Annotated in this window: 20 protein-coding genes; 16 read left to right on the top strand and 4 right to left on the bottom strand. The window is 39.2% G+C overall.

What is annotated here, in order from left to right; translation table 11 throughout:
• The first annotated feature begins 18 nt into the window (after positions 1-18).
• The 5 genes from FD46_RS07590 (at position 19) to pflA (ending at position 5,804) form a co-directional block, all read left to right on the top strand.
• Positions 19-954 (top strand): dihydroorotate dehydrogenase, encoded by a 936-nt coding sequence (locus tag FD46_RS07590; protein ID WP_057896551.1) that lies wholly within the window; start codon positions 19-21, stop codon positions 952-954.
• Positions 954-1,670 (top strand): orotidine-5'-phosphate decarboxylase, encoded by a 717-nt coding sequence (gene pyrF, locus FD46_RS07585; RefSeq protein ID WP_057896550.1) that lies wholly within the window; start codon positions 954-956, stop codon positions 1,668-1,670. The genes FD46_RS07590 and pyrF overlap by 1 nt, the downstream gene beginning before the upstream one ends.
• Positions 1,670-2,290 (top strand): orotate phosphoribosyltransferase, encoded by a 621-nt coding sequence (gene pyrE, locus FD46_RS07580; protein ID WP_057896549.1) that lies wholly within the window; start codon positions 1,670-1,672, stop codon positions 2,288-2,290. Before pyrF ends, pyrE begins: the two co-directional genes overlap by 1 nt.
• Before the next feature lie 296 nt (positions 2,291-2,586).
• On the top strand, positions 2,587-4,845 hold the full coding sequence (pflB, locus tag FD46_RS07575; protein ID WP_057896548.1) for a formate C-acetyltransferase: 2,259 nt from the start codon (positions 2,587-2,589) through the stop codon (positions 4,843-4,845).
• Between the two features lie 155 nt (positions 4,846-5,000).
• A complete protein-coding gene (pflA, locus tag FD46_RS07570) occupies positions 5,001-5,804 on the top strand; it encodes a pyruvate formate-lyase-activating protein (RefSeq protein ID WP_057896547.1) in 804 nt (267 codons plus the stop codon).
• A gap of 245 nt (positions 5,805-6,049) precedes the next feature.
• On the opposite strand, the gene FD46_RS07565 is transcribed toward pflA, so the two are convergent.
• Both FD46_RS07565 and FD46_RS07560 read right to left on the bottom strand, forming a co-directional pair.
• Positions 6,050-6,652 carry a nitroreductase family protein gene (locus FD46_RS07565; protein ID WP_057896546.1) on the bottom strand — a complete coding sequence of 201 codons (603 nt, stop codon included), beginning with the start codon at positions 6,650-6,652 and terminating at the stop codon, positions 6,050-6,052.
• 203 nt (positions 6,653-6,855) lie between these two features.
• Positions 6,856-7,365 (bottom strand): HdeD family acid-resistance protein, encoded by a 510-nt coding sequence (locus tag FD46_RS07560; RefSeq protein WP_057896545.1) that lies wholly within the window; start codon positions 7,363-7,365, stop codon positions 6,856-6,858.
• A gap of 366 nt (positions 7,366-7,731) precedes the next feature.
• On the opposite strand from FD46_RS07560, the gene FD46_RS07555 reads away from it, so the two are divergent.
• From FD46_RS07555 to murI, 8 genes are all read left to right on the top strand, one after another.
• On the top strand, positions 7,732-8,409 hold the full coding sequence (locus FD46_RS07555; protein WP_187329026.1) for a beta/alpha barrel domain-containing protein: 678 nt from the start codon (positions 7,732-7,734) through the stop codon (positions 8,407-8,409).
• 170 nt (positions 8,410-8,579) lie between these two features.
• Positions 8,580-9,554 (top strand): LysR family transcriptional regulator, encoded by a 975-nt coding sequence (locus FD46_RS07550; protein ID WP_057896544.1) that lies wholly within the window; start codon positions 8,580-8,582, stop codon positions 9,552-9,554.
• A gap of 40 nt (positions 9,555-9,594) precedes the next feature.
• A complete protein-coding gene (locus tag FD46_RS07545; protein WP_057896543.1) occupies positions 9,595-10,515 on the top strand; it encodes a manganese-dependent inorganic pyrophosphatase in 921 nt (306 codons plus the stop codon).
• Positions 10,516-10,892: 377 nt separating this feature from the next.
• Positions 10,893-11,654 (top strand): DeoR/GlpR family DNA-binding transcription regulator, encoded by a 762-nt coding sequence (locus FD46_RS07540; RefSeq protein WP_057896542.1) that lies wholly within the window; start codon positions 10,893-10,895, stop codon positions 11,652-11,654.
• A 204-nt stretch (positions 11,655-11,858) separates the two neighbouring features.
• A complete protein-coding gene (locus tag FD46_RS07535) occupies positions 11,859-12,188 on the top strand; it encodes an ASCH domain-containing protein (RefSeq protein ID WP_057896541.1) in 330 nt (109 codons plus the stop codon).
• A gap of 469 nt (positions 12,189-12,657) precedes the next feature.
• Positions 12,658-13,197 (top strand): biotin transporter BioY, encoded by a 540-nt coding sequence (locus FD46_RS07530; protein WP_057896540.1) that lies wholly within the window; start codon positions 12,658-12,660, stop codon positions 13,195-13,197.
• A gap of 143 nt (positions 13,198-13,340) precedes the next feature.
• Positions 13,341-14,531 (top strand): pyridoxal phosphate-dependent aminotransferase, encoded by a 1,191-nt coding sequence (locus FD46_RS07525; RefSeq protein WP_057896539.1) that lies wholly within the window; start codon positions 13,341-13,343, stop codon positions 14,529-14,531.
• A 71-nt stretch (positions 14,532-14,602) separates the two neighbouring features.
• A complete protein-coding gene (gene murI / locus FD46_RS07520; RefSeq protein ID WP_420805348.1) occupies positions 14,603-15,382 on the top strand; it encodes a glutamate racemase in 780 nt (259 codons plus the stop codon).
• Between the two features lie 120 nt (positions 15,383-15,502).
• Here murI and FD46_RS07515 read toward each other — a convergent pair whose 3' ends face one another.
• A complete protein-coding gene (locus FD46_RS07515; protein WP_057896538.1) occupies positions 15,503-16,825 on the bottom strand; it encodes a replication-associated recombination protein A in 1,323 nt (440 codons plus the stop codon).
• A gap of 90 nt (positions 16,826-16,915) precedes the next feature.
• Complete coding sequence (locus FD46_RS07510) at positions 16,916-17,359, bottom strand: MerR family transcriptional regulator (RefSeq protein WP_057896537.1); 444 nt, start codon at positions 17,357-17,359, stop codon at positions 16,916-16,918.
• A gap of 132 nt (positions 17,360-17,491) precedes the next feature.
• Between FD46_RS07510 and FD46_RS07505 the strand changes: the two genes are divergently transcribed.
• From FD46_RS07505 to FD46_RS07495, 3 genes are all read left to right on the top strand, one after another.
• Positions 17,492-18,979: an MDR family MFS transporter gene (locus tag FD46_RS07505; protein WP_057896536.1), complete on the top strand. Its 1,488-nt coding sequence runs from the start codon at positions 17,492-17,494 to the stop codon at positions 18,977-18,979.
• Positions 18,979-19,713, top strand: coding sequence for a DUF4811 domain-containing protein (locus tag FD46_RS07500; protein WP_057896535.1), 735 nt, complete (start codon positions 18,979-18,981; stop codon positions 19,711-19,713). Before FD46_RS07505 ends, FD46_RS07500 begins: the two co-directional genes overlap by 1 nt.
• A 348-nt stretch (positions 19,714-20,061) precedes the next feature.
• A complete protein-coding gene (locus tag FD46_RS07495) occupies positions 20,062-21,240 on the top strand; it encodes a coiled-coil domain-containing protein (protein WP_057896534.1) in 1,179 nt (392 codons plus the stop codon).
• Positions 21,241-21,691 lie beyond the last annotated feature (451 nt).

Here is a 21,691-nt window from a genome sequence, read left to right as displayed (position 1 = left end):
AAAAACGGAGGTTTTAAGATGAAAGTAAGTGAACGCTTAGCAGTAGAACTGCCTGGCTTGCAGTTGAAGAACCCGATAATGCCGGCAAGCGGCTGTTTTGGTTTTGGAGATAACCGGTATGCAAAGCTTTATGATCTTAACAAATTAGGTGCATTGGTTATAAAATCTACAACCCTTAAAGAACGTGTAGGAAATCCGGCCCCGCAAATTGCTTGGGCAGGACAGAATGTATTAAATTCCGTGGGTCTAAAAAATCCTGGAGTTAAAGTCATCTTAGAAGAAAAACTGCCGGCTTTGCGGACAAAGTATCCTAAATTACCATTAATTGGCAGTGTAGCAGGAGCAACAGTTTCAGAATATACAGAAGTAGCACGGCTTTTGTCAACTTCTGGTTTAGTAGACGCTCTTGAATTAAATATTTCATGTCCGAATGTTCATGAAGGCGGGATGCTGTTCGGTACTGATCCTAAAATTGTGGCAGTTTTGACAAGGGCTGTTAAGGATGTGTCACGGATTCCTGTATATGTAAAATTAACCCCTAATGTTACGGATATAGTGTCAGTTGCTGAAGCAGTAGAAAACGCTGGAGCAGATGGCTTAAGTATGATCAACACGCTTCTGGGAATGAAGATTGATGTACAGACCCGACAGTCGGTTTTGGGCAGCTTAACTGGCGGCCTTTCCGGACCCGGAATCAAACCAATAGCCATCAGAATGATTCATCAGGTCAGTCATGCAGTTTCATTGCCGATTATTGGTCTTGGAGGAGTTGAGACAGCTGTGGATGTCATTGAGATGTATCTAGCAGGCGCAAGTGCTGTGGCAATTGGAACAGCGCATTTTAATAATCCTACTGCATGTGCTGATGTGGTTGATGCATTGCCGCAGGAAATGGATAAACTGGGAATCAGCAGTCTGAGTGAGCTGATCTCTCAAGTCAGGAGTGAACATTAATGGTTATCAAACGGCCAATTGTTGCGTTAGATTTTCCCGATCGCAGCGCTGCTATAAGCTTTTTACAGCGCTTTGATCAGGATGAACACCTTTTTGTTAAAATTGGAATGGAACTTTTTTACAGTGAGGGGCAGGACATGGTTAAAGAAATCATGGGCTTAGGGCACGATGTCTTCCTTGACCTAAAGTGTTATGATATTCCGCATACTGTGGAGATGACGATGCGTGTTCTCGGCAGACTGAAAGTTAGTCTGAGTACTTTGCATGCCAGCGGCGGCACTGAAATGATGCGTGCTGCCAAGGAAGGGTTGCTGGATGGCAGTGCGGGAGACGAGTCTACCAAGCTTTTGGCAATTACTCAGCTGACCTCGACTACTCAGCAGCAGATAACTGAAGAGCAGTTAGTTAATGTACCAATGCAAGAAAGTGTTTTGCATTATGCAAAGCTAGCACAGAAGTCAGGTTTGGACGGAGTCGTCTGCTCAGCGCAAGAGGCTGCTGAAATCGCACGGGAGACATCTCCACAATTTTTACGTGTGACGCCGGGTATTCGGCTTGCTGGAGGAGCTGCGCAAGATCAAAGAAGAGTGATGACACCCCAAGCTGCTGCAAAAAATCATAGCAGCGCACTTGTCGTCGGCAGAGCAATCACAGAAGCAACTGATTGTGTAGCAGCGTATCACTTAATCAAAAAGTTATGGGAGGAATCAATTTAATGAAGCAGATTGCACAGGATCTCTTGCAGATCAACGCGGTAGCTCTATCACCGCAAAAACCATTTGTGTGGGCTAGCGGAATCAAGAGCCCAATCTATTGTGATAATCGGTTGACTATCAGTTATCCTAAAATTAGAAGGAGAATTGCTCAAGGACTGGCAGCGTTGATCAAAAAGTCGTTTCCAGGCACAGAAGTAATTGCTGGTACAGCAACTGCAGGAATTCCGCACGCTGCTTGGGTTGCTGCGGAATTGAACCTTCCATTAGTATATGTGCGTTCTAAGCCTAAGGATCACGGACAAGGCAGACAAATTGAAGGTGTCTTGAAAGCCGGACAGAAAACCATTTTAATTGATGACTTAATTTCTACTGGAGGCAGTGTCCTTAAAGCTGTGGCAGCTTCTCAAAAAGAAGGCGCCGATGTGATTGGCGTTTGCGGAATTTTTAGTTATCAGCTGAATGCTGCCGAGGATAATTTTGCTGCTGCAAAAATTCCCTTTGAGACACTTACTAATTATGGAGAATTGATTGATGTGGCCGAAGAACGTTCTTTGATTACAGCTGAGGAAAAAGGATTATTGAAAAAGTGGCGCCAGAATCCTGAACATTGGCTAAAGTAAAGTACGGCGTCGGCAGATTCTGAATACTAAATGATAAACGGCATCACTGGCAGCAGGGCTAGGAAAATAATTTCTTTAGTCCTGTTTTTTAGTTCTGCTTTTGTGATTTTATGAACTTTATTTTAATTTTAAAGAAATGTATTTTGCAAAACATAATTAAGATAATTTATAAAAAATAAAAATTATTTATCCCTACGTTGTGAAAAAGCTTGCTTGCGGATACCCAGGGTGCTATTATCTAAATTGTGGAAAGCGTTTTCTTTAAGCTCAAATCAACCTAACAGGGGGCATTGCAAATGAAACAGCTCGAAAGAAAAGTTAATCATTCAGCTTGGGACGGATTTAACAGCGGTAATTGGCAAAAAGAAATTGATGTCCGTGATTTTATTCAACAAAACTTTCGCCAGTATGAAGGCGACGAGACCTTTTTAGAGGGACCGACGGAGGCTACCACGAGCTTAAACGATAAGTTGGTTGACTTGAAGTTAAGGGAACGCAAAGCGGGTGGAGTTTTGGATGCCGATACTAAAGTGGTATCGACTATCACTTCTCACGGTCCGGGATATTTAGATAAGGATCTGGAGAAGATTGTTGGTCTGCAAACAGACAAGCCTTTAAAAAAAGCATTGATGCCTTATGGAGGAATCCGCATGGCAAAAGATGCTTTAGAATCATATGGACTTAAACTCGATCCGGAAACCGAATATGTCTTTAATGATCTCACAAAAACACATAACCAGGGAGTTTTTGATGCATACACTCCTGAGATTAGGCGTGCCCGTCACTACAAGATTATTACTGGATTGCCGGATGCTTATGGCCGTGGAAGGCTTGTCGGTGATTTTCCGCGTATTGCTCTTTACGGGATTGATCAGTTAGTAGAAGCCAAACTTGATGATCTTGATAACTATGGTGATTCAGAATTAACTTCTGAAGTAATCAGAGGAAGAGAAGAAATTACTGAACAGATCCGTGCATTGCATCAGATCAAAGAGATGGCAGCAGCATACGGGTTCGATATTTCAGAACCGGCTGCTAATGCTAAAGAAGCGCTTCAGTGGCTGTACTTCGGCTATCTCGCAGCTATTAAACAGCAAAATGGTGCTGCAATGTCAATTGGTCGTATTGATACCTTTGTTGATGCCTATATTGAACGTGATATAAAACGTAATATTTTGGATGAAAAAGAAGCTCAAGAATTGATCGACCAGTTCACAATGAAACTGCGCATGGTCTCTTTTATCAGGACACCAGAATATAATTCTCTTTTTTCCGGTAACCCGATCTGGGCAACTCTTTCTCTTGCTGGAATGGGGATTGACGGTGAACATCACGTTACCAAGACAGCTTTTCGCTTCTTGAATACCTTGAAAAATATGGGAGCTGCACCTGAACCTAATATTACCTTGTTGTGGTCAGAAAAACTGCCTGAAAACTTTAAAGAGTATGCTGCAAAGGTTTCTGTGGAAAGTTCAACCATCCAATATGAAAATGATGATTTGATGCTCAAACAATGGGGTACAGATTATTATGCAATCGCTTGTTGTGTTTCAGCTCAGCCGGTTGCCGATGGAATTCAGTACTTTGGTGCACGTGCTAACCTTGCCAAGACCGTACTATATGCTATTAACGGAGGTAAGGACGAGATTGGCAAAGCACAAGTCGGGCCTGCATATGCGCCGATTACCAGCGAGTATATTGATTATGAAGAATTCATGCAAAAATTTGATTTAATGCTTGATTGGTTAGGTGATGTTTACGTTAACGCGCTGAATACAATTCATTATATGCACGATAAATATTACTATGAATCAGCACAGCTTGCATTGAAAGATACTCGATTAAACCGTACATTTGCAACTGGTATTTCAGGTTTATCCGTTGCAGCTGATTCAATCTCAGCAATTAAATATGGGCATGTAAAAGTAATCCGCGATGAGGACGGAATAGCAGTCGACTTCAAAGCAGAACATGATTTTCCGCGTTATGGAAATAATGATGATCGTGCAGATGAAATTGCGGTATGGCTGGTTAAATCACTCTATACTAAGATGAATAGACATCGTTTATATCGTAATGCTAAATTGTCAACATCTGTACTGACAATTACTTCTAATGTTGTGTATGGAAAAAATACAGGAACAACGCCAAATGGCAGGAAGAAAGGAATGCCATTTTCACCAGGTGCAAATCCAGCATACGGAGCAGAACAAAGTGGGGCGTTGGCTTCGTTGCTTTCAGTTGCAAAACTTCCTTACAAGTATGCAACCGATGGAATTTCAAATACATTTGCTGTCACACCATCAACGCTGGGTCATGATGAACAATTGCAAGATAAAACATTGGTTAATATGATTAACGGTTATATGAAGAATAACGGGCACCACCTTAATATCAATGTTTTCAACCGGGAAACTTTGCTTGATGCTCAAAAACATCCAGAAAAATATCCGACATTGACAATTCGTGTATCCGGGTATTGCGTGTACTTTGCTGACCTGACTAAAGAGCAGCAAGATGATGTGATCTCACGTACATTCCATCATAGTATGTAATTTTCTGGTTTTAATGGTTGCAAGAAGCTATACAGGGTAGTGCGGTATATACAGGGTAGTGCGGTATTTTAGAAGGAGGTGCGGTAAAACTGGAATCTGTCTCCGGTTTTACTGCGGCCTCTTTGTTTTGTACGGAGCGGTTGGGAGGAAGAGCGATGGTTTATGAAAGACGAATTCATGAAAGAAAAGTACCGATGCGTGATGGCCAGATTTTAGGCTATGTTCATTCTACGGAAAGTTTTGGTGCCGTAGACGGGCCAGGGATTCGCTTTGTTGCTTTTATGCAGGGATGTAACATGCGCTGTCAGTTCTGCCATAACCCAGACACTTGGAAGAAAAATGTCGGATCCGAAATGACCACAGATGAAATACTAGAGCAGGCTTTACCATACCGACAATTCTGGGGAGAAGACGGAGGAATTACACTAAGTGGCGGTGAAATTCTTTTACAGATAGAATTTGCAATTGAACTTTTTACCAAATGTAAAAAAATTGGGATAAATACTTGCTTAGATACGTGCGGTCAGCCTTTTACTCACAGACAGCCGTGGTTCTCAAAATTCGAAAAATTAATGGAAGTTACGGATATATTGTTGGTGGATATCAAGCACATCAACTCAGATGAACACCGTAAGCTGACAGGTTACCGCAATGAAAATATTCTCGAAATGTGTGAATATTTATCGGCTATCAATAAGCCTGTTTGGATAAGGCATGTCCTGATTCCTCAGAGGACTGATTTCGATAACTATCTGAAGCAGCTGGGGGATTATATCAAGACTCTTACGAATGTTCAGAAAGTTGAAGTATTGCCATATCACACGATGGGTGTTCATAAGTATCACGAGATGGGCATCAAATATGACCTTGAAGGGATCGAACCGCCAGCTCCTGAAAGAGTGAAAAATGCAGAAAAACTTTTGCATGTTGAAGATTATCGCGGTTATTTAGAAGTTTAAAGTTATGTAATCAGCGAAAGAGTTTCATATATAATCGTAAAGGAAGTTAAATGGGACGGACATCGGAGAATTTTGACTGGGTATTAATGTTGAATTGCGAATGTAGTTTGGTTGCGGTTATGAGTGATTTTATGTTAGGTTTAAAAGACTATTGGAATATGTCAATATGGGTATTTAATACGAAAAATACAAAAAAGGTTAGGTCAAGACATAATTTTTGACCCAGCCTTTTTTAGTTTAATGAATTATTTTAGTACCTTGAATTGCTCTGTCTTAGGCAGTCTTTCCTTAGAAATTCCTGCTTCTTCAATCGAACCAAAGTCCATTTGTGCACGTAATTTCCAGTTATCCGGAATTTGGAAAGCTTTTTTTACTAAATCGTCAATAAGAGGATTATAATGCTGCAGGTTTGCACCAATTCCATTTTCAGCTAAAGCTACCCAAGTATTAGCCTGCGCGGAACCTAGAGCTTGTTCTGCCCAGCCTTTGAAATTAGCTGAGTACAGCGGAAAATTGTTTTCCAACTGTTTAACTTGATCTGTGTCAATAAAGAATAAAACAGTACCATAAGCAGCCTTGAAACCAGAAAGCTTAGCAACTGTTTTTTCATAAGCTTCTTTTGTAGGTACTTCACTTTTCAAGCGTTTAATTACAATATCCCATAATTGATCGTGCTTTTCGTTAAACAAAAAGACAGCACGGGTTGTAACAGCGTTAAAAGCGTGGGGCATTGCCTGAATGGTATTTTCAGCCAGTTCTACGATTTCACTTTCACTCAGTTTAACGTTTTTACCTAATGCATATACTGAATGGCGTTTGTTTAGGAGCGGTAATAATGCAGTTTCCATATTGTTGAACACCTCTATTTATTTGATGACGTAATTATAGCAACTTATTTTTAGTAAGTAAAGTTATTTTGTAATACTTATTTAAAATTGTACTGTTAAACTATTTATACGCGAGAATAGACTAATGTTCAAAATCTAACGACTTATTGCTACACTCTTCTTTATTCACCCTTATCTGAAAATTATATTAAGGTTGAATATATCTAAATCGCATGAATCAGTGCTTCGATACCATATAGCATAAAGAAAACGGCAATCAGAAAAGAAATCGAAAAAATCGACAGTGCAGGCGAAATCAATAATAAGACACCGATAAATATTCCCAACACAGCTACTATGATGTCCGTAATGAAATAACGCGGCTCGACTCGTCGGATAACAGTGGCAAACCAGATATTTGCCAGAGAATCAATCAAGAACATGAACGCAAAAGAAAAGGTTACGAATAATGTTCCAAATTGCGTGTTGAAAAGCATCAGCAAACCGATTACGACATCTAATACAGCGCTGAAAGTAAACCACCCTGAATTTTCGAGTAGCGGACGAAAAATGAACAGCTTTAACAGCCCTCTTAGAATTGCAAGAATACCAATAATCACAACGACTGCTCCAAAAGTCGGCAGTGGATTACGCAAACAGATCAAAGCAGTAGCTATGCTTAAAACACCTACAATAAAAGTAAGTAGGTCAAAATTAGCAAGTCTTTCCTTCATTGATACTTCCCCCTTAAATATTTAATTATGATTCCATTAACAACCATAACACAATAAAAAAGTGTTTGTTCCAGGGCCATATTTTCTTGGGAGAGATAAATAAATTAAAAAGAATGTTGCTTGTAAAATCATGAAGAAGCAAAAACGCTTGATTATCCAAGAAGATATTAAGCTGCGGATTATTTTTTGCCGTTAAAATTTATTTTAGCTTTTGGAGGAATAAATGGCAGTCGGCTAAGCCGAAGATTACAAGTTTGTATTTTTGATATTTTTTGCTTGCCAAGGTGCTTTTCTATGGTATTTTATTTAGTGCTGGCATTTATTTACATGGATGTTTGCAACCAATAATATAAGGGGTGAGTTCGCTTGATTAATTCATTCAAATACAAATATAATGTTTCTACAAATTTAAGAAAACAGCTTGTAACTGTGCCGACAGTTATTGATGAGGCTAGCGGTATCTCATTTATGGGCCGCAATGTAAAGTCGCTTATTTTTACTACCGATATTGCCATTGTCAGGAATACGAATGCTGATGCTATTTTGGCAGTCTATCCTTTTACGCCTGATCCAGCTATCATGCAGGCAATTCATGTTGCTTCTGATAAACCAGTATTTTCTGGTGTCGGCGGGGGATTGACGAACGGAAAACGTTCAGCCGATATGGGTCTTTTTGCTGAAAGCTGGGGCAGCTTGGGTGTGATTGTGAACGCGCCGACTTCTGCGGAAACTATTAAATTAATCAACGAAGTTGTTGATATCCCTATTATTCTGACAGTTGTCAATACTAATATTGATTTTGCCGAAAAGTTTGCTGCAGGCATTGATGTTATTAATGTTAGCGGCGGATATCAGACTGCACAGATAGTTCATGAGATCCGCAGCCGGTATCCGCATGTACCGATTATTGCAACAGGAGGGCACAGTGATCTTTCAATCAAGGAGACAATTGCTGCTGGTGCTAATGCAATTACGTATAATCCACCGACTACAGGCAGCCTTTTTGCCAAAAAAATGAAGGAATATCGTGAATTTGGTTTTTAACTTCCTGTTTACAAATAAAGTAAATAAAGCGAAAACTTTAAAATAAACTTAAGACTTTCATGGCGTTTGGCTTGTATGCACCATCTCTTTTGTTTTATTATTAACTTAACTCAGATAAGTTTTTGTTGCCACTTATCATTAATAATAATTAATAGAGAGGAACTGAATATATGAAAACGAAGCAGGATAGTATCTTTTCTTCCAAAACGCTCACCTACTTCCTTCAACTTGCTGAAACAATGAGCTATACTCAGGCGGCACAAATATTGGGAATTACACAGCCGGCCTTGACACAGCAGATCAAAAAGTTGGAACGGACAGTCGGGGCACCGTTATTTTATTCTGTCGGCAAAAAGCTGCATTTATCCGATGCGGGCTACACAATGCTGGACGCTACCCATCAAATTTATGAAACACTGAATGAAGCAGCTGATGAAATCCAGCAATCAACTGATGCACTGCAAGGCGAAATCCATTTAGGAATTTTAGCTTCGATCGAGGATCGTATTTTCAGCCGTTTTGCCATTGAATATTATTTACTGCATCCAGGAATCAAGATTACTTTTCATATGCTTACGCGAAAGGAAATCTGGGAACGGTTGGAAAATAATGAAATCGACTTGGCTATTATGTATCTTCCTGATGAAAGTATTAAAAATTGGAAACCATACCAATCAAAAACGATTTTAACGGAAGATCTGCTCTTTTTGCATAATAGACCGGAGTATTTTAAGAAGAAGAATATCCGCTTGCGTGATACAACAGAAAATTCTTGGGTGACTTATCCGCCAGACTATTACCTGCATGGAGCTTTGCTGGAAGCTTATAAGAACTCGATGATCGATCCTCCAAGTGCGGTTGCATACTTTGCAAAACCGGAACAGTTGTTTGAATTTGCAAATTCAACTGATGTATATACTGCTTTGCCGGCATCCTTTGTCCGTGCACATAATTACACTCCAAATGGCAAGGCAAAGATGCATACAGCGCACTTTGATCCGCCGATCAGATTTGAACTTTCGTTTATTTTCCGTAAAGGCAAAGATCAGATTCCACGAGTTGCTAATTTCTTACGTGAGTTCGATGATTATTTGGAAAAGAAGGATTATGATTCGCGCTTGACAGAACTCAGTAAGCAGAGTTAAATCAAATTAGGAAATTAATATAAGATTGGAGATTTTTTTGATGAAAGAACTAGTTTTTGGCCATAAAAACCCTGATACGGACGCAATTGTAGCAGCAAAAGCTTTTTCATATTTAGAAAATCAGCTAGGAGCTGATACACAAGCCGTCGCTTTAGGAGAGCCGAATGAAGAAACTAAGTTTGTCTTGGACCATTTCAAAGAGCCAGCTCCACGTGTAATAGAAAAGGCTGCATCTGAAGTTGAAGCAGTTATGCTTGTGGATCACAATGAGGCACAGCAAAGTGTTGCTGACCTTAAAGATGTCACGGTTACACATGTGGTTGATCATCACAGAATTGCTAACTTTGAGACAAGTTTGCCGCTTTATTACCATGCTGAACCTGTTGGCTGCACGAGTACTATTATTCTGAAGCTCTTCAAGCAGAATAGTATTGAGGTTCCTGCTAAGCTGGCTGGCTTGATGCTTTCAGCAATCATTTCCGATACTTTACTTTTCAAGTCACCTACAACAACTGATGATGATAAGGCTACTGTTAAAGAGCTTGCAAAGATTGCCAAAGTTGATTATGAAAAATATGGTCTTGAAATGCTGAAGGCTGGTACTAATTTAGGCAGTAAGTCAGAAAAAGAACTGGTTGATGCTGATGCTAAGTCATTTGAAATGGGCGGTAAGACAGTTAGAATTGATCAGATCAATACTGTTGATATTGATGAAGTCTTTGAACGTGAGGATGCCTTGCGTGAGGTTATTGCGGCTGAAAATAAAGCAGAGGGTTATGATCTGTTCTTACTGATGGTAACCAACATCCTCAACAGCGATACCCGTTTGCTGGTGGTTGGTGAACCGCAAGAAGTTGTTGAAAAAGCGTTTGATGTTAAGCTAGCAGATAACAAGGCTGAGCTTCCAGGCGTTGTTTCACGCAAAAAGCAGGTTGTGCCGCCACTCGAAAAAGCATTTTAAGAAACAAGAGGGAGTGTGCTAATAGTCGTTAAGCGGAAATGACTATTGAAACACGTTAATATGGAAACTGCAAGAGAGTATAAAAGAGCTAAACCAAAACATAAATTTTGACTCATTTCCGTTTATGGGGGCCTGCTGGGAAAAGCAGACTAAGAATAGGGAAAATAAACACCAGGTTCCGTTTTTGGGAACAGGGTGTTTTTTATTTAGACGCAGCTTGTCTGTGCTGATACACACGTTTACTGACTTGACTATAATGAGAAAAAAACATTACGGTTAGAAGATAGTAAGTGCTTTGCATAAGTATTTTGCTTAAAATACTTAACAAGGGTATAATCAGTTATGGATTTTTAAAAACCAGGATTTGAGGAATACGTATGAGTCAGGAAAAAAGAGTCGAACTGATTAAACAACTACTTGAAGAAAAGCAAGAATTAACAACTAAGGATATTATGAGCGAGTTTGGGGTTTCGCAAGATACTGCTCGCCGTGACATTGTACTTTTAACGAATCGTGGAGAGGTGAAACGGACCCACGGAGGAATTTTGCCGCTTGATTTTGGAAATAAAGTACCAAACTTTCAAAGCAGATTATCTCGCTTTACTCAGCAGAAAACCAAGATTGCGTTAGAGGCGGTTAATTATTTTCAACCGCACCATGTATATTTCGTTGATGCTTCCACAATTCTTTTAAAAACATGCCAAAACATTAATTTACCAATCACAGTTATCACACATTCGCTGGATAACTGTACGGCACTGGCAGAGCAGAGCAAGGTCAAAGTTAAGGTACTTAGCGGAACACTTGATCATCAAAATCGTTTCTTCTATTCAACCGCTGCTATTGAGGATCTTGATAATATTGCACTTGACACTGCTTTTATCGCGGCCTCTGGAATTGATGAACATGGCGTTTATTTGTTGAATCAAGAAGATGCAGAGATTGTCGGTAAGGCAGTTGAGCGTGCCCGCCGGGTTATTTTGGTGGCAGAGCATCATAAATTTGTGAATAATTCCTATTATAGTATCTGTAAACCGGAAAAAATTTCACTTTTTATTACTGATAAAATGCTTTCGGAAAGTGAAAGGGCAATCTTTCCTGAGACTACTAAAATTCAGTTGGCGGAAGATTTGGTTTAGAAAATAAAAAGCTGAATTCTGTTAGTAAAATTATTCATTTATTCAAGTTTTTAGGGAAAACCTTGCAATCAGAGTTAAAGTATAATAACATTTTAATTATATGATTAGCGTTTATGCTGGTCTTGGCGTTGTTTTTGTGAACTTTTCAGGGGGATAGAGTAGTCATGTATCTTAAATAACCGCGTTTGCAGGAGGTCGATTAATATGGATATCATATTAGATGATGTATTGTATGAAAAGATTTCGAAGGGATCGAAAACGGTCGAGATCTTTCTCAATGATGGACAGATGAAGCACTTTGGTGTAGGTGATACGATCGCGATTCATCGCCGCAGTGATAATGAGGATACGGTATTAGTGAGTGCATGGAGCATTAAGAAGTGCCGTACCTTGTCAGAACTCTACCAAAAATATTCTCCAGCAGCAGTTGGGATGGAGCAGGCCGAACTTGCGCAGATGTACAGTGAAGAAGACATTAAGAAAAACGGCCTCCTAGCAATCAAGATTAAGCTTTTAAAACCAAACTTTGAATAAAAAATAGAGTGCTCTTCAAGTCGGATAGACAAGGTGTATAAAAGGAGCTGAGTCAAAACTTATGTTTTGGCTCAGCTCCTTTTATACTCTTTTGCAATTTCGTATCAACGTGTTTCAATAGTCAGTCTTTTCCGCTTAACCACAAATTACTCATAGTCAAGTTTGGACTATGTTCGTAATTAGCAGTTAATGCTCAAAGTCTAGCAACTATTAGCACACTCCTCTTTTACAGTTTCAAGTTTACTGTTAATATTCAGAATTGTCCGATTTTGTCACGCGTATTTTTTAAGCACAATTGATGGGCTAAATGAACATGTGTGAAGTTAACTTCACAGAACCAAATAAAAAAATTTATCGTCGTAATAAAATCTGCTAATGTTTTTATTGTTAACCAAAATAAAAAAAAGGTTGACTATAAATTTTGAGTAGGCTATGCTAATGCTATTCGAATTATGAAAGGTTGATTTTAATGACAAAAGAAAAGATACATAGTTTAACACTAGCAGGAATTCTTCTGGCAGTACTTGTGGTTTGCTCACAAATAACAATTCCGCTGCCGCTTGTTCCGCTAACGCTGCAGACTTTTGCAATTGGATTAATTGCTTCTTTGTTGCCTGTCAGCTATGCAGTCGAAGTGGTGTTTGCTTATTTAGTATTAGGTGCAATAGGATTGCCTGTCTTTGCTGGTTTTTCAGGAGGATTTGCAGTGTTTGTCGGACCAACTGGCGGTTACTTGGTTTCATTTGTGCTTTATGCATTGGTAACCAGTTTGTATCTCAAGTATAGAGGGCATAGCTTTATTGACCTCGTAGTTGCTAATGTGATTGGGGTCTTGCTTAATCTATTAGTTGGTTCCTTGTGGATGATTCCAGTACTGCATCTTAGTATTAAAGCAGCACTGGCGATCGGGTTTGTTCCCTTCTTGATTCCAGGTGTTATTAAGCTGCTGGTGGTTGTTTTGCTTGCAGGACGTTTGCAAAATACGTTCAGCAACGCACCTCAAAACTAAATTGGCTTAACAGCCGAAGGCTAGTTTTATTAAGAAATTCACAGCTGCTTTTTTCTTCGCATCATAAATGTACCACGATTAAAGTGTCGTGCTATAATAAAGATTAAGTTTCTTAATTCTTTAATGATGAGGAGTTTGGGAAGATGGCAAAAAATAAATTTAATGAAAAGATCGAACAGATTGCGATTTCTGATATTCGTCAGTTCGATGAAGAAGCAAGTGCGATTCCGGGGATTATAAAATTGACACTGGGAGAGCCGGATTTTAATACGCCTGAACATATTAAAAAGGCGGCTGTTAAGGCAATTTCGGACAATCAAACGCATTATCTGCCCAATGCTGGTTTGCCGGTTTTACGAAAGGCAGCTGCTGAATATTATAATGAAAAATTTGCTTTAAATTTCAAACCTGAACAGGTGGTTACTACAGTTGGAGCCACGGAAGGAATTGCGGCAAGTATTCAGGCAATTCTTAATCCGGATGAAACCATCATTGTTCCTACACCGATTTTTCCTTTATATATTCCAATTACGAAGATCAACGACGGCAGAGTTGTTTTAGTTGATACCAGTAAAGACGGTTTTGTTTTAACAGCTGAAAGACTGCGTCAGGTAATTGAAGAGTATCCGCTGGCAAAATTCAAGGCAGTGGTGCTTAACTACCCAAGCAATCCAACAGGAGTTACTTATTCGCGTAAACAGTTGGAAGAACTTGCAGAGGTAATTCGTGAAGAACATCTATGGGTCATCAGTGATGAGATCTATGCGGAATTAACCTATAAAAAGAAGCATGTGTCAATGGCACAGATTCTGCCAGAGAAAACTATTTTAGTAACTGGATTATCAAAGTCGCATGCGATGACTGGTTGGCGGATCGGTTTTTTGTTGGGACCGCAAGACTTTGTTGATCAGGTTGTGAAGGCTCATCAAAATATGGTAACTTGTGCAACAAGCATTTCTCAATATGCTGCACTTGAGGCGATGTCAAATGGCAAAAAAGATAGTCTTCCAATGCGTCAGGAGTATGCGCGCCGACGTGATTTCATGATTAAAGAACTTACCCAGGTAGGTTTTAAAATTGCCAGCCCTGATGGTGCTTTTTATCTTTTTGCTAAGATTCCGGCAAATTGCAGCCAAGATTCATGGAACTTTGTTCGTGATCTTGCGCAGCGTGCAAAAGTCGCCTTGATTCCGGGGATTTCGTTTGGCCCTGGTGGAGAAGGATATGTACGGTTAAGCTATGCTGCAAGCTATGCTGATCTTGAGGAAGCAGCAAAGCGGATTCAACAGTATGTTAAGGCCCGTGGAGTTGCTGAAACGGAAAAAGAAAAGTAAAGTTGGTTTCTCAGGATCAAAGAATAGTTTGTCAAAAACAGGACTATTCAATGAGAAAGGATAAGCGAATGATGAATGTGAAGAAAACGCAGCCAATTGGGGTTTTTGATTCTGGTGTCGGCGGTATCAGTGTACTTCGTGATTTGCATCGTCTGATGCCGCAAGAAGACTACTTTTTTTACGGTGATTCTGCAAATGCTCCTTATGGAATCAAGACGGTTGCTCAAGTCACAGAACTGAGTCTGGCAATCGTAAAAAAGTTTGTGGAAAAAAACGTCAAAGCAATTGTTGTGGCTTGCAACACAGCTACAAGTGCTGCAATTAATGAGATCAGAAAACGCTATCCCAGCTTAACAATTGTTGGTCTTGAGCCGGCTGTCAAACCGGCAGTAATGCGCAAGCCTAACTCGCGTATTCTTGTAATGGCGACACCATTGACTTTAAGAGAACAAAAATTTCAAGCGCTGATGCAGCAATACGAAAAGCTGGCAGAGTTAATTCCGATCCCAGCCCCTAATCTGGTCGAATTTATTGAAAAAGGTGAACTGGATTCGCCTGCTGTAGTGGGATACCTAGAAGGCCTTTTGCAACAGTATCGAAATAATACAGATGCAATTGTTCTGGGATGTACTCATTTTCCATTTGTAAAGCATGCAATCCAAAAAGTAATGCCTGAAGTTCCCTTTATAATCGATGGTGGACCGGGCGCCGCACGTGAACTGCAGCGCCAGTTACGCGGAAAAAACTTGTTAGAACCGCAAAAGCATCAAGGTTCTGTTGCATTTGCAAACAGTCAGCCTGGACCAGAAAAAATAGCTTTGAGCGAGCGGCTGTTCAATTCTAAAATGTAAGTAAACTAAATAATAACAAAAAGGAACTATACCCTGCTAGTTAAAGAACATGATTTTTAGCTGCTGGGTTATAGCTCTTTTTTTATTTGAAATGACAAAATGTATTTTGCTTTTTAAACTCTAACTGTCGTGTTCGGCGTGCCACTTTTTTATTTGGTCCAGACGTTCTTTAAAGCGATGTTCATGTCCTTGGGTTGTAGGCAGATAATATTCGTGTCCTTCAAGTGAAGGGGGCATTGTTTTCATGCTGGTCAGCTTGTCTTTGGTGTTGTGTGCTAATTCATAATTCTTACCATATCCTAAGTTCTTCATTAACTTGGTAGGAGCATTTCGTATCTGCAGGGGAACAGGATCGTTGATGGTAGATTTGACGTCTCTTTCAGCAGCTAACCGTGCCTTGTAAACCGCGTTTGACTTAGGCGCTAAGGATAGGTAGGTTACAGCTTCAACTAAGTGAACGTCGCATTCCGGCATCCCTAAGAATTGACAGGCTTGAAAAACGTTGACTGCAACATTGAGTGCATTAGTATCCGCCAATCCGATATCTTCACTAGCAAAACGAACTAATCTGCGGGCAATATATAAGGGGTCTTCACCGCCTGCAAGCATTCTTGACAGCCAGTAAATAGCAGCGTTAACATCGCTGTTTCGCATTGACTTGTGCAAGGCTGAAATAATGTTGTAGTGCTCCTCGCCGTTTTTATCATACAAAACAGCTTTTCGTGTAATCAGCTGCGAGAGATTCTCAAGGTTGACTTCAATTTTACTTTCGGTCTGCACACCGTTTAAAACAGCCATCTCAAGTATATTAAGGGCAGTTCGCGCATCGCCATTTGCAAATTCAGCAATTGCTTTGAGTTCTCGACTACCGATTACGATGTTTGCCGCACCAAAACCGTTGGGAGAATGCAGTGCATGCTTCAATAGTGCGATGATGTCGCTCGTCTGCAGGGGTTTTAAAATGAAGACCTTGCAGCGGGAAAGCAATGCAGAATTGACTTCAAAAGAGGGATTTTCGGTGGTTGCTCCAATCAAAGTAATGCTGCCGCGTTCAACATAGGGAAGAAAAGCATCTTGTTGCGCCTTGTTAAACCGATGAATTTCGTCAATAAATACCATAGTCTTTATTCCTATTTCCCGGTCTATTTCAGCTTGGTGCATAATCTTTTTTATTTTACTGATACTGCTGTCAACTGCACTGAAACTTAGAAACTTTGCTTTAGTTTGGCGCGCAATGATTCTTGCCAGAGTAGTCTTTCCGACACCCGGCGGTCCCCAAAAAATTAGTGAGGGGACCTGGTCGTTTTCAATCAGTTCTCGTAAAATTTTGCCCTTGCCTAAAAGCTGCTGCTGTCCAGTAAATTCGGCAAGTGTTTGCGGCCGCACTCGACTCGCTAGCGGTGTATTTTGGTATTTATCTTCAAAAAGAGAACCTTGTTTCATTTTTTCAACACCTGACCTTTTAAATCCGACTTGGTCACAAATGTTTCATCAATCTTAGTATTAAGCAGAAAATTTGTTTTAAATTATTGTCTATTTTAGTTCAAAGAGGGTGGAATCATCTTTGATTTTTACTACTAAACGTTTATCCGGCTGCGGGTCAAAGACACCCAAATCAATTTCTGTAGTATCATCATTATTTGTAATAGTGGTAATTCGTGTGCTGAGCATTTTTTTGATTTTAGCAGTCATATCTGTATACACTGAAGCTTTTTTTACAGCAGCGCTCAAAGTAAAACCTCTTTTTTGAAACAATTTGATTCCGCGTACGAGCAAAATAGTATTGAAGCAAAACTTCAACTTCATATCTGCCACACTGTGGATATAGCCGCGTTCATTCCAATATCGCAGCTGGTTTTGTGGTACACCGGTAGCCAGTGATAATTCAGAGATTCCTAAATAAACATTGTCATCACGGATTATGTCGTGAGAAAACTCTTTAAAATCTGAAAATTGAATAACTTGATCTTCTATCATAATCACCCACCTTTATTATAAATTATATTGTAATTATAAAAAATTATAATAGTCTTGTAAAGCTTGTTTACAAAAATGTATAAAGAATATATAATATGAAATGCACTTTTTATATTTGAAAGAGGGAAAGAAATGACGAACACAGCAAATAATAAAAATAAAACATATAATCGTACCATGTTGGTTCTTGTGCTGCTGATTGGAACCTTTTGTACAGTTCTTAACCAGACTATTTTGGCAACAGCGTTACCGACTTTGATGAAAGCTTTTGATATCTCCACTTCTACAGTTCAATGGCTGACTACTGGTTTTTTGATGGTGAATGGAGTCATGATTCCAGTGTCGGCGTGGCTTTCAACTCGTTTTAACACAAAGTGGCTATACTTGGTCGCAATGTGTATTTTTGAGGTTGGAACGATTCTAGCTTGGTCTGCTCCCACTTATTCTGTATTATTGGCAGGACGTTTGACTCAGGCAGTAGGTGTAGGAATTTCTATGCCGTTACTGCAAAATATCATGCTCTCGATTTTTCCAGCTAATAAGCGTGGTGTAGCGATGGGGATGGCAGGAGTTGTAATCGGAGTTGCACCTGCTATCGGACCGACTTTGTCCGGATATGTGATTGATACTTGGCATTGGCGCGATCTTTTTGGGATGATTATTCCAATTGTGGCTGTTGTGATCGTATTATCTTTATTCTTTATGAAGCCTGTTTTGGTTACCACTAAGTCTAAGTTGGATTGGCGATCTTTGATACTTTCAACAATCGGCTTTGGGTCGTTGTTATACGGCTTTTCATCTGTAGGTGATAACGGCTGGACTTCTAAAATAGTTTTGAGCTCATTGGGGATCGGCATTGTTTTAATTGCCATATTTGTTTGGCGCCAGTTAAAGATGGGAAAACCCTTTTTGGAATTGCGCGTTTTCAAGTCAGTTGAATTTACAGTTGCAACCGCACTGAGTTCGATTGTAATGGTAGCAATGGTCGCTGTTGAAATGATTATTCCACTTTATCTTCAATTGGTTCATGGAATGAGTGCTTTCCATTCTGGACTGCTGCTTTTACCGGGTGCTTTGATGATGGCGGTTATGAGTCCTATTACAGGGCGTGCGTTTGACAGAATTGGAGCTAAAAGGCTTTCGATTGCAGGCTTGTTCCTCTTGATGTCAGGGACCTTGCCTTTTGTGATGATTACTAAACAAACACCGATTCTATACATTACCTTCTTATATGCAGTCAGAATGTTTGGAATTTCCATGGTAATGATGCCGGCTACAACTGCAGGAATGAATGCTTTACCAGTACAACTGATTTCGCATGGAACTGCTGTTAACAATACCGTACGTCAGATAGCGAGTTCAATTGGGACTGCAATCATGGTTTCGGTATTGTCAAATGTTACCAAAGGCGGAATGCCCGGCAAGGATTTATTAAAGTCGGATCCGCTAAGCTACAAAGTAGAAGCTTTGAATGCCACAATGTCAGGGTATCATGGTGCCTTCTGGTTAGCCGTAGCATTTTGCCTGGTTGGTTTTATCACAGCCTTCTTCATGAAGGACAAAAGTGTGCGTACAAAAGAAGTTTCTGTTTCACTCCGTGATGAAAAGGAGGCCGAATAATGATTCTTGTTCTTTTAGCTTTAAGTGCAATTGCATTTTTTATCAGCTTCATTTATATTGAAAAGATTTCACCACGGCTCATCTGTACTATTATTTCTGGTCTGCTAGTTTTTGTATCTTTAGGGGCTATTGTAGGAAACTTCTATAGTCACTGGGGGATGCACCAGGTTTCTCAAACCAGTTCAAAGCAGATCTATTCTGCCGATACTTCAGGAAAAATGAAGATGATATTGTATCAAGATATTGGGACGAGCGGAAAACGAAATGTCTTTATTTATAATGCTCAGCCAGATGCTAAGAAAGTTTCCCATACTCAAGGTAATGAGTATACTAAAAATAATGTGGTCAGAAGCAATCGAAAGACTGCAATTATGAGAACAACTGAAAAGCGCTGGAAGTACAAGTCAAGCTGGGGTAGTTTTTGGTTTGGAATTGCAGGTAATAACAGCGAGCTGATCAGCCGTCAAAACAAATTTTTCTTGCCAAAAACATGGTTTAAACTGTCAACAGTGCAAGTTAAAGAGTTGAAAGCTACATTATCTTCAAAGGCATTTAAGGCTCAGGCGCAGAAGAAGGCTGCTGTTTACGTTGAGACTAAGCTCAAAGAAGCAATTGCTGAAGATCCTGCTATTGCGACTGATAAGGCTAAACAAAATCAGTTAATAAAACAGTTTACAGCAGAGTTTCAAGCTAACTTAATTAAAGAAACGGTTTCTGAAATCAAGAAGAAATAATTTTTATATATTGAATGACAAAAGTATTTACAAAGAAGCATCTCACGAAATTGGGTTCGAAAATCCAAATACGGAGGTGCTTTTTTTGTGTGAATAATTATATAAAATAGCTCAGTACACATAAAAAATTACTCGTTTTATGATTAAAACAAAAGAATAAATTTCTATTAGCCATTGTCAAAAACGGTACTGAATTGTAAATCATATGTAAACAAAAGATATTGTTTGGTATCATTTGTGTAAAAAATTACACATCTAATTGTTAATTTTTTTTAAACTGATAAACTCAATTTGTACCTGAATTTTAAATGTTGGTTATAGCTGATTTTATCAAGGGGGAAAAATTTTATGAAACAAAATGTTTTTACTGAATGGAAAAGATATAAAAAAGTAAAAAAATTATTTCTTGCAGTAGTTGCAACAGGAGCAATTACAGTAACTTTTAGCATTGGCAATGGGGAAATACAAGCTGACCAGCATAAAAATCATTCTCGAATCGCTGCTGTTACAAAAAATTATGCAAGAGCACAGGCAAAACAGTGGCTGCAGCAAAAAGAAGCTGAGCTGGCAAAAGAAAAAGCAAAACAGGAACCGATTATTAAAAAAGCTCAGCAGAACATTGTTACAGCACAGGGATGGATTAATCGTAAACAAGTAATTGTTGATGCAGCTGCCAAAAAGGTTCAAACTGCACAGGATGTTTATAACCAAAAAGAAGCAGAACTTGACGCAGCTAAGGAAAATCAGCAAAATCTCAGGGACAGCAATGCCGAGAAGGGGAAAGTAGCCCAAGACTTATACTTAGAAAAAGAAAGGGAATGTATAGAGGCTAACATGGCACAAGCTTCTGCTCAAAAGGCATATAACAATGCAAAGGCAGACTTGACACAGGTAACGGCCAGTCGGCAAAACATGCTCGATCAGGCTGACGCAACTATTACGGCTGCACAGGGCTGGTTGACTCGTAAAACCCAAATTGTAAATGCTGCTGCACAAAAATTAACAGCAGCAAAAGCAACTGGTGATCAAGTTCAAATTGAAGCAGCGCAAAATTGGCTGGAACAAAAGACATCAGAATTAGAGAAAGAAAAGAATAAGCAGGAACCGATTATCACTGCAGCCCAGAAGCAAATTACGGATGCAAATTCACAAATTGCTCAAAGCCAAGAAATATTCACTGCTGCAAACCAGAAATTGCAAAGTGCAAACACACTTTTCCAGCAAAAAATCAACGAATATAATGCTGCGAAAGATAACTACACCAAAGTAGGAAAAGAAACAACTGCTTCAAATAACGAGGCGAATACATTAGTTACACAAAAACAAGATGAGGTTGATACTGCTGCAGCTTCACTTACTGAAGCACAAGGCTGGTTGGAACAAAAGAAAGCAGAATTGGCAAAAGAAAAGACTAAACAAGAAGCGATCATTAAACAGGCCCAAGAGACAATTAAAAAAGCACGAGGGTGGCTCGAACGAAAACAGGCAATCGTAGATGCAGCCAAAGCAGCTTTGAAAAAAGCCTAACAAATAACTAATTAATTAAATTTAATTTCTCCATGATAGGCTTTAGTAAGCTGATCTGGGGGAATTTTTTAGTTAACATAACTAATAATAAGTAAGTGAGATAATTATAAATTAAAAGGAGTTTAAAAATGGTTATTTAGCTATTTAATCAAATTTTAATAGTTATTTTTATAAAGTAATAACAATATAAAACACTACATAGCTTAATAAAATATGGTTTTTTATTTTTGAAAGGCTTATGAATACTTTATTAGAAAAAAATATTGTATAATGACCGCAAGATAGCATAATCAAGCCTCTTAGACAGATTTTTTTAACAGAAAGAGGATCAAAGGAAAGCAAAGGAGTGAGTGAGAAAGTATAATTTACTATTTTTATGAAAGCGTTTAAAAAACGCTTCCGTTTCTTGTTGGAATTAACAGTGAAAATGTCAAAGCTAGCTGAAAATTTT

Origin of the sequence: Liquorilactobacillus oeni DSM 19972, from assembly GCF_001436275.1 — a bacterium.
Taxonomy (GTDB): Bacteria; Bacillota; Bacilli; order Lactobacillales; family Lactobacillaceae; genus Liquorilactobacillus; species Liquorilactobacillus oeni.
Note: the sequence above shows the minus strand (reverse complement) of the source record. Positions and strands in the feature narration are given on the sequence as shown.

Coding starts and splice junctions, on each gene's coding strand:
- FD46_RS07590 (WP_057896551.1), top strand. CDS start 19: ATGAAAGTAAGTGAACGCTTAGCAGTAGAACTGCCTGGCTTGCAGTTG.
- pyrF (WP_057896550.1), top strand. CDS start 954: ATGGTTATCAAACGGCCAATTGTTGCGTTAGATTTTCCCGATCGCAGC.
- pyrE (WP_057896549.1), top strand. CDS start 1,670: ATGAAGCAGATTGCACAGGATCTCTTGCAGATCAACGCGGTAGCTCTA.
- pflB (WP_057896548.1), top strand. CDS start 2,587: ATGAAACAGCTCGAAAGAAAAGTTAATCATTCAGCTTGGGACGGATTT.
- pflA (WP_057896547.1), top strand. CDS start 5,001: ATGGTTTATGAAAGACGAATTCATGAAAGAAAAGTACCGATGCGTGAT.
- FD46_RS07565 (WP_057896546.1), bottom strand. CDS start 6,652: ATGGAAACTGCATTATTACCGCTCCTAAACAAACGCCATTCAGTATAT.
- FD46_RS07560 (WP_057896545.1), bottom strand. CDS start 7,365: ATGAAGGAAAGACTTGCTAATTTTGACCTACTTACTTTTATTGTAGGT.
- FD46_RS07550 (WP_057896544.1), top strand. CDS start 8,580: ATGAAAACGAAGCAGGATAGTATCTTTTCTTCCAAAACGCTCACCTAC.
- FD46_RS07545 (WP_057896543.1), top strand. CDS start 9,595: ATGAAAGAACTAGTTTTTGGCCATAAAAACCCTGATACGGACGCAATT.
- FD46_RS07540 (WP_057896542.1), top strand. CDS start 10,893: ATGAGTCAGGAAAAAAGAGTCGAACTGATTAAACAACTACTTGAAGAA.
- FD46_RS07535 (WP_057896541.1), top strand. CDS start 11,859: ATGGATATCATATTAGATGATGTATTGTATGAAAAGATTTCGAAGGGA.
- FD46_RS07530 (WP_057896540.1), top strand. CDS start 12,658: ATGACAAAAGAAAAGATACATAGTTTAACACTAGCAGGAATTCTTCTG.
- FD46_RS07525 (WP_057896539.1), top strand. CDS start 13,341: ATGGCAAAAAATAAATTTAATGAAAAGATCGAACAGATTGCGATTTCT.
- murI (WP_420805348.1), top strand. CDS start 14,603: ATGAATGTGAAGAAAACGCAGCCAATTGGGGTTTTTGATTCTGGTGTC.
- FD46_RS07515 (WP_057896538.1), bottom strand. CDS start 16,825: ATGAAACAAGGTTCTCTTTTTGAAGATAAATACCAAAATACACCGCTA.
- FD46_RS07510 (WP_057896537.1), bottom strand. CDS start 17,359: ATGATAGAAGATCAAGTTATTCAATTTTCAGATTTTAAAGAGTTTTCT.
- FD46_RS07505 (WP_057896536.1), top strand. CDS start 17,492: ATGACGAACACAGCAAATAATAAAAATAAAACATATAATCGTACCATG.
- FD46_RS07500 (WP_057896535.1), top strand. CDS start 18,979: ATGATTCTTGTTCTTTTAGCTTTAAGTGCAATTGCATTTTTTATCAGC.
- FD46_RS07495 (WP_057896534.1), top strand. CDS start 20,062: ATGAAACAAAATGTTTTTACTGAATGGAAAAGATATAAAAAAGTAAAA.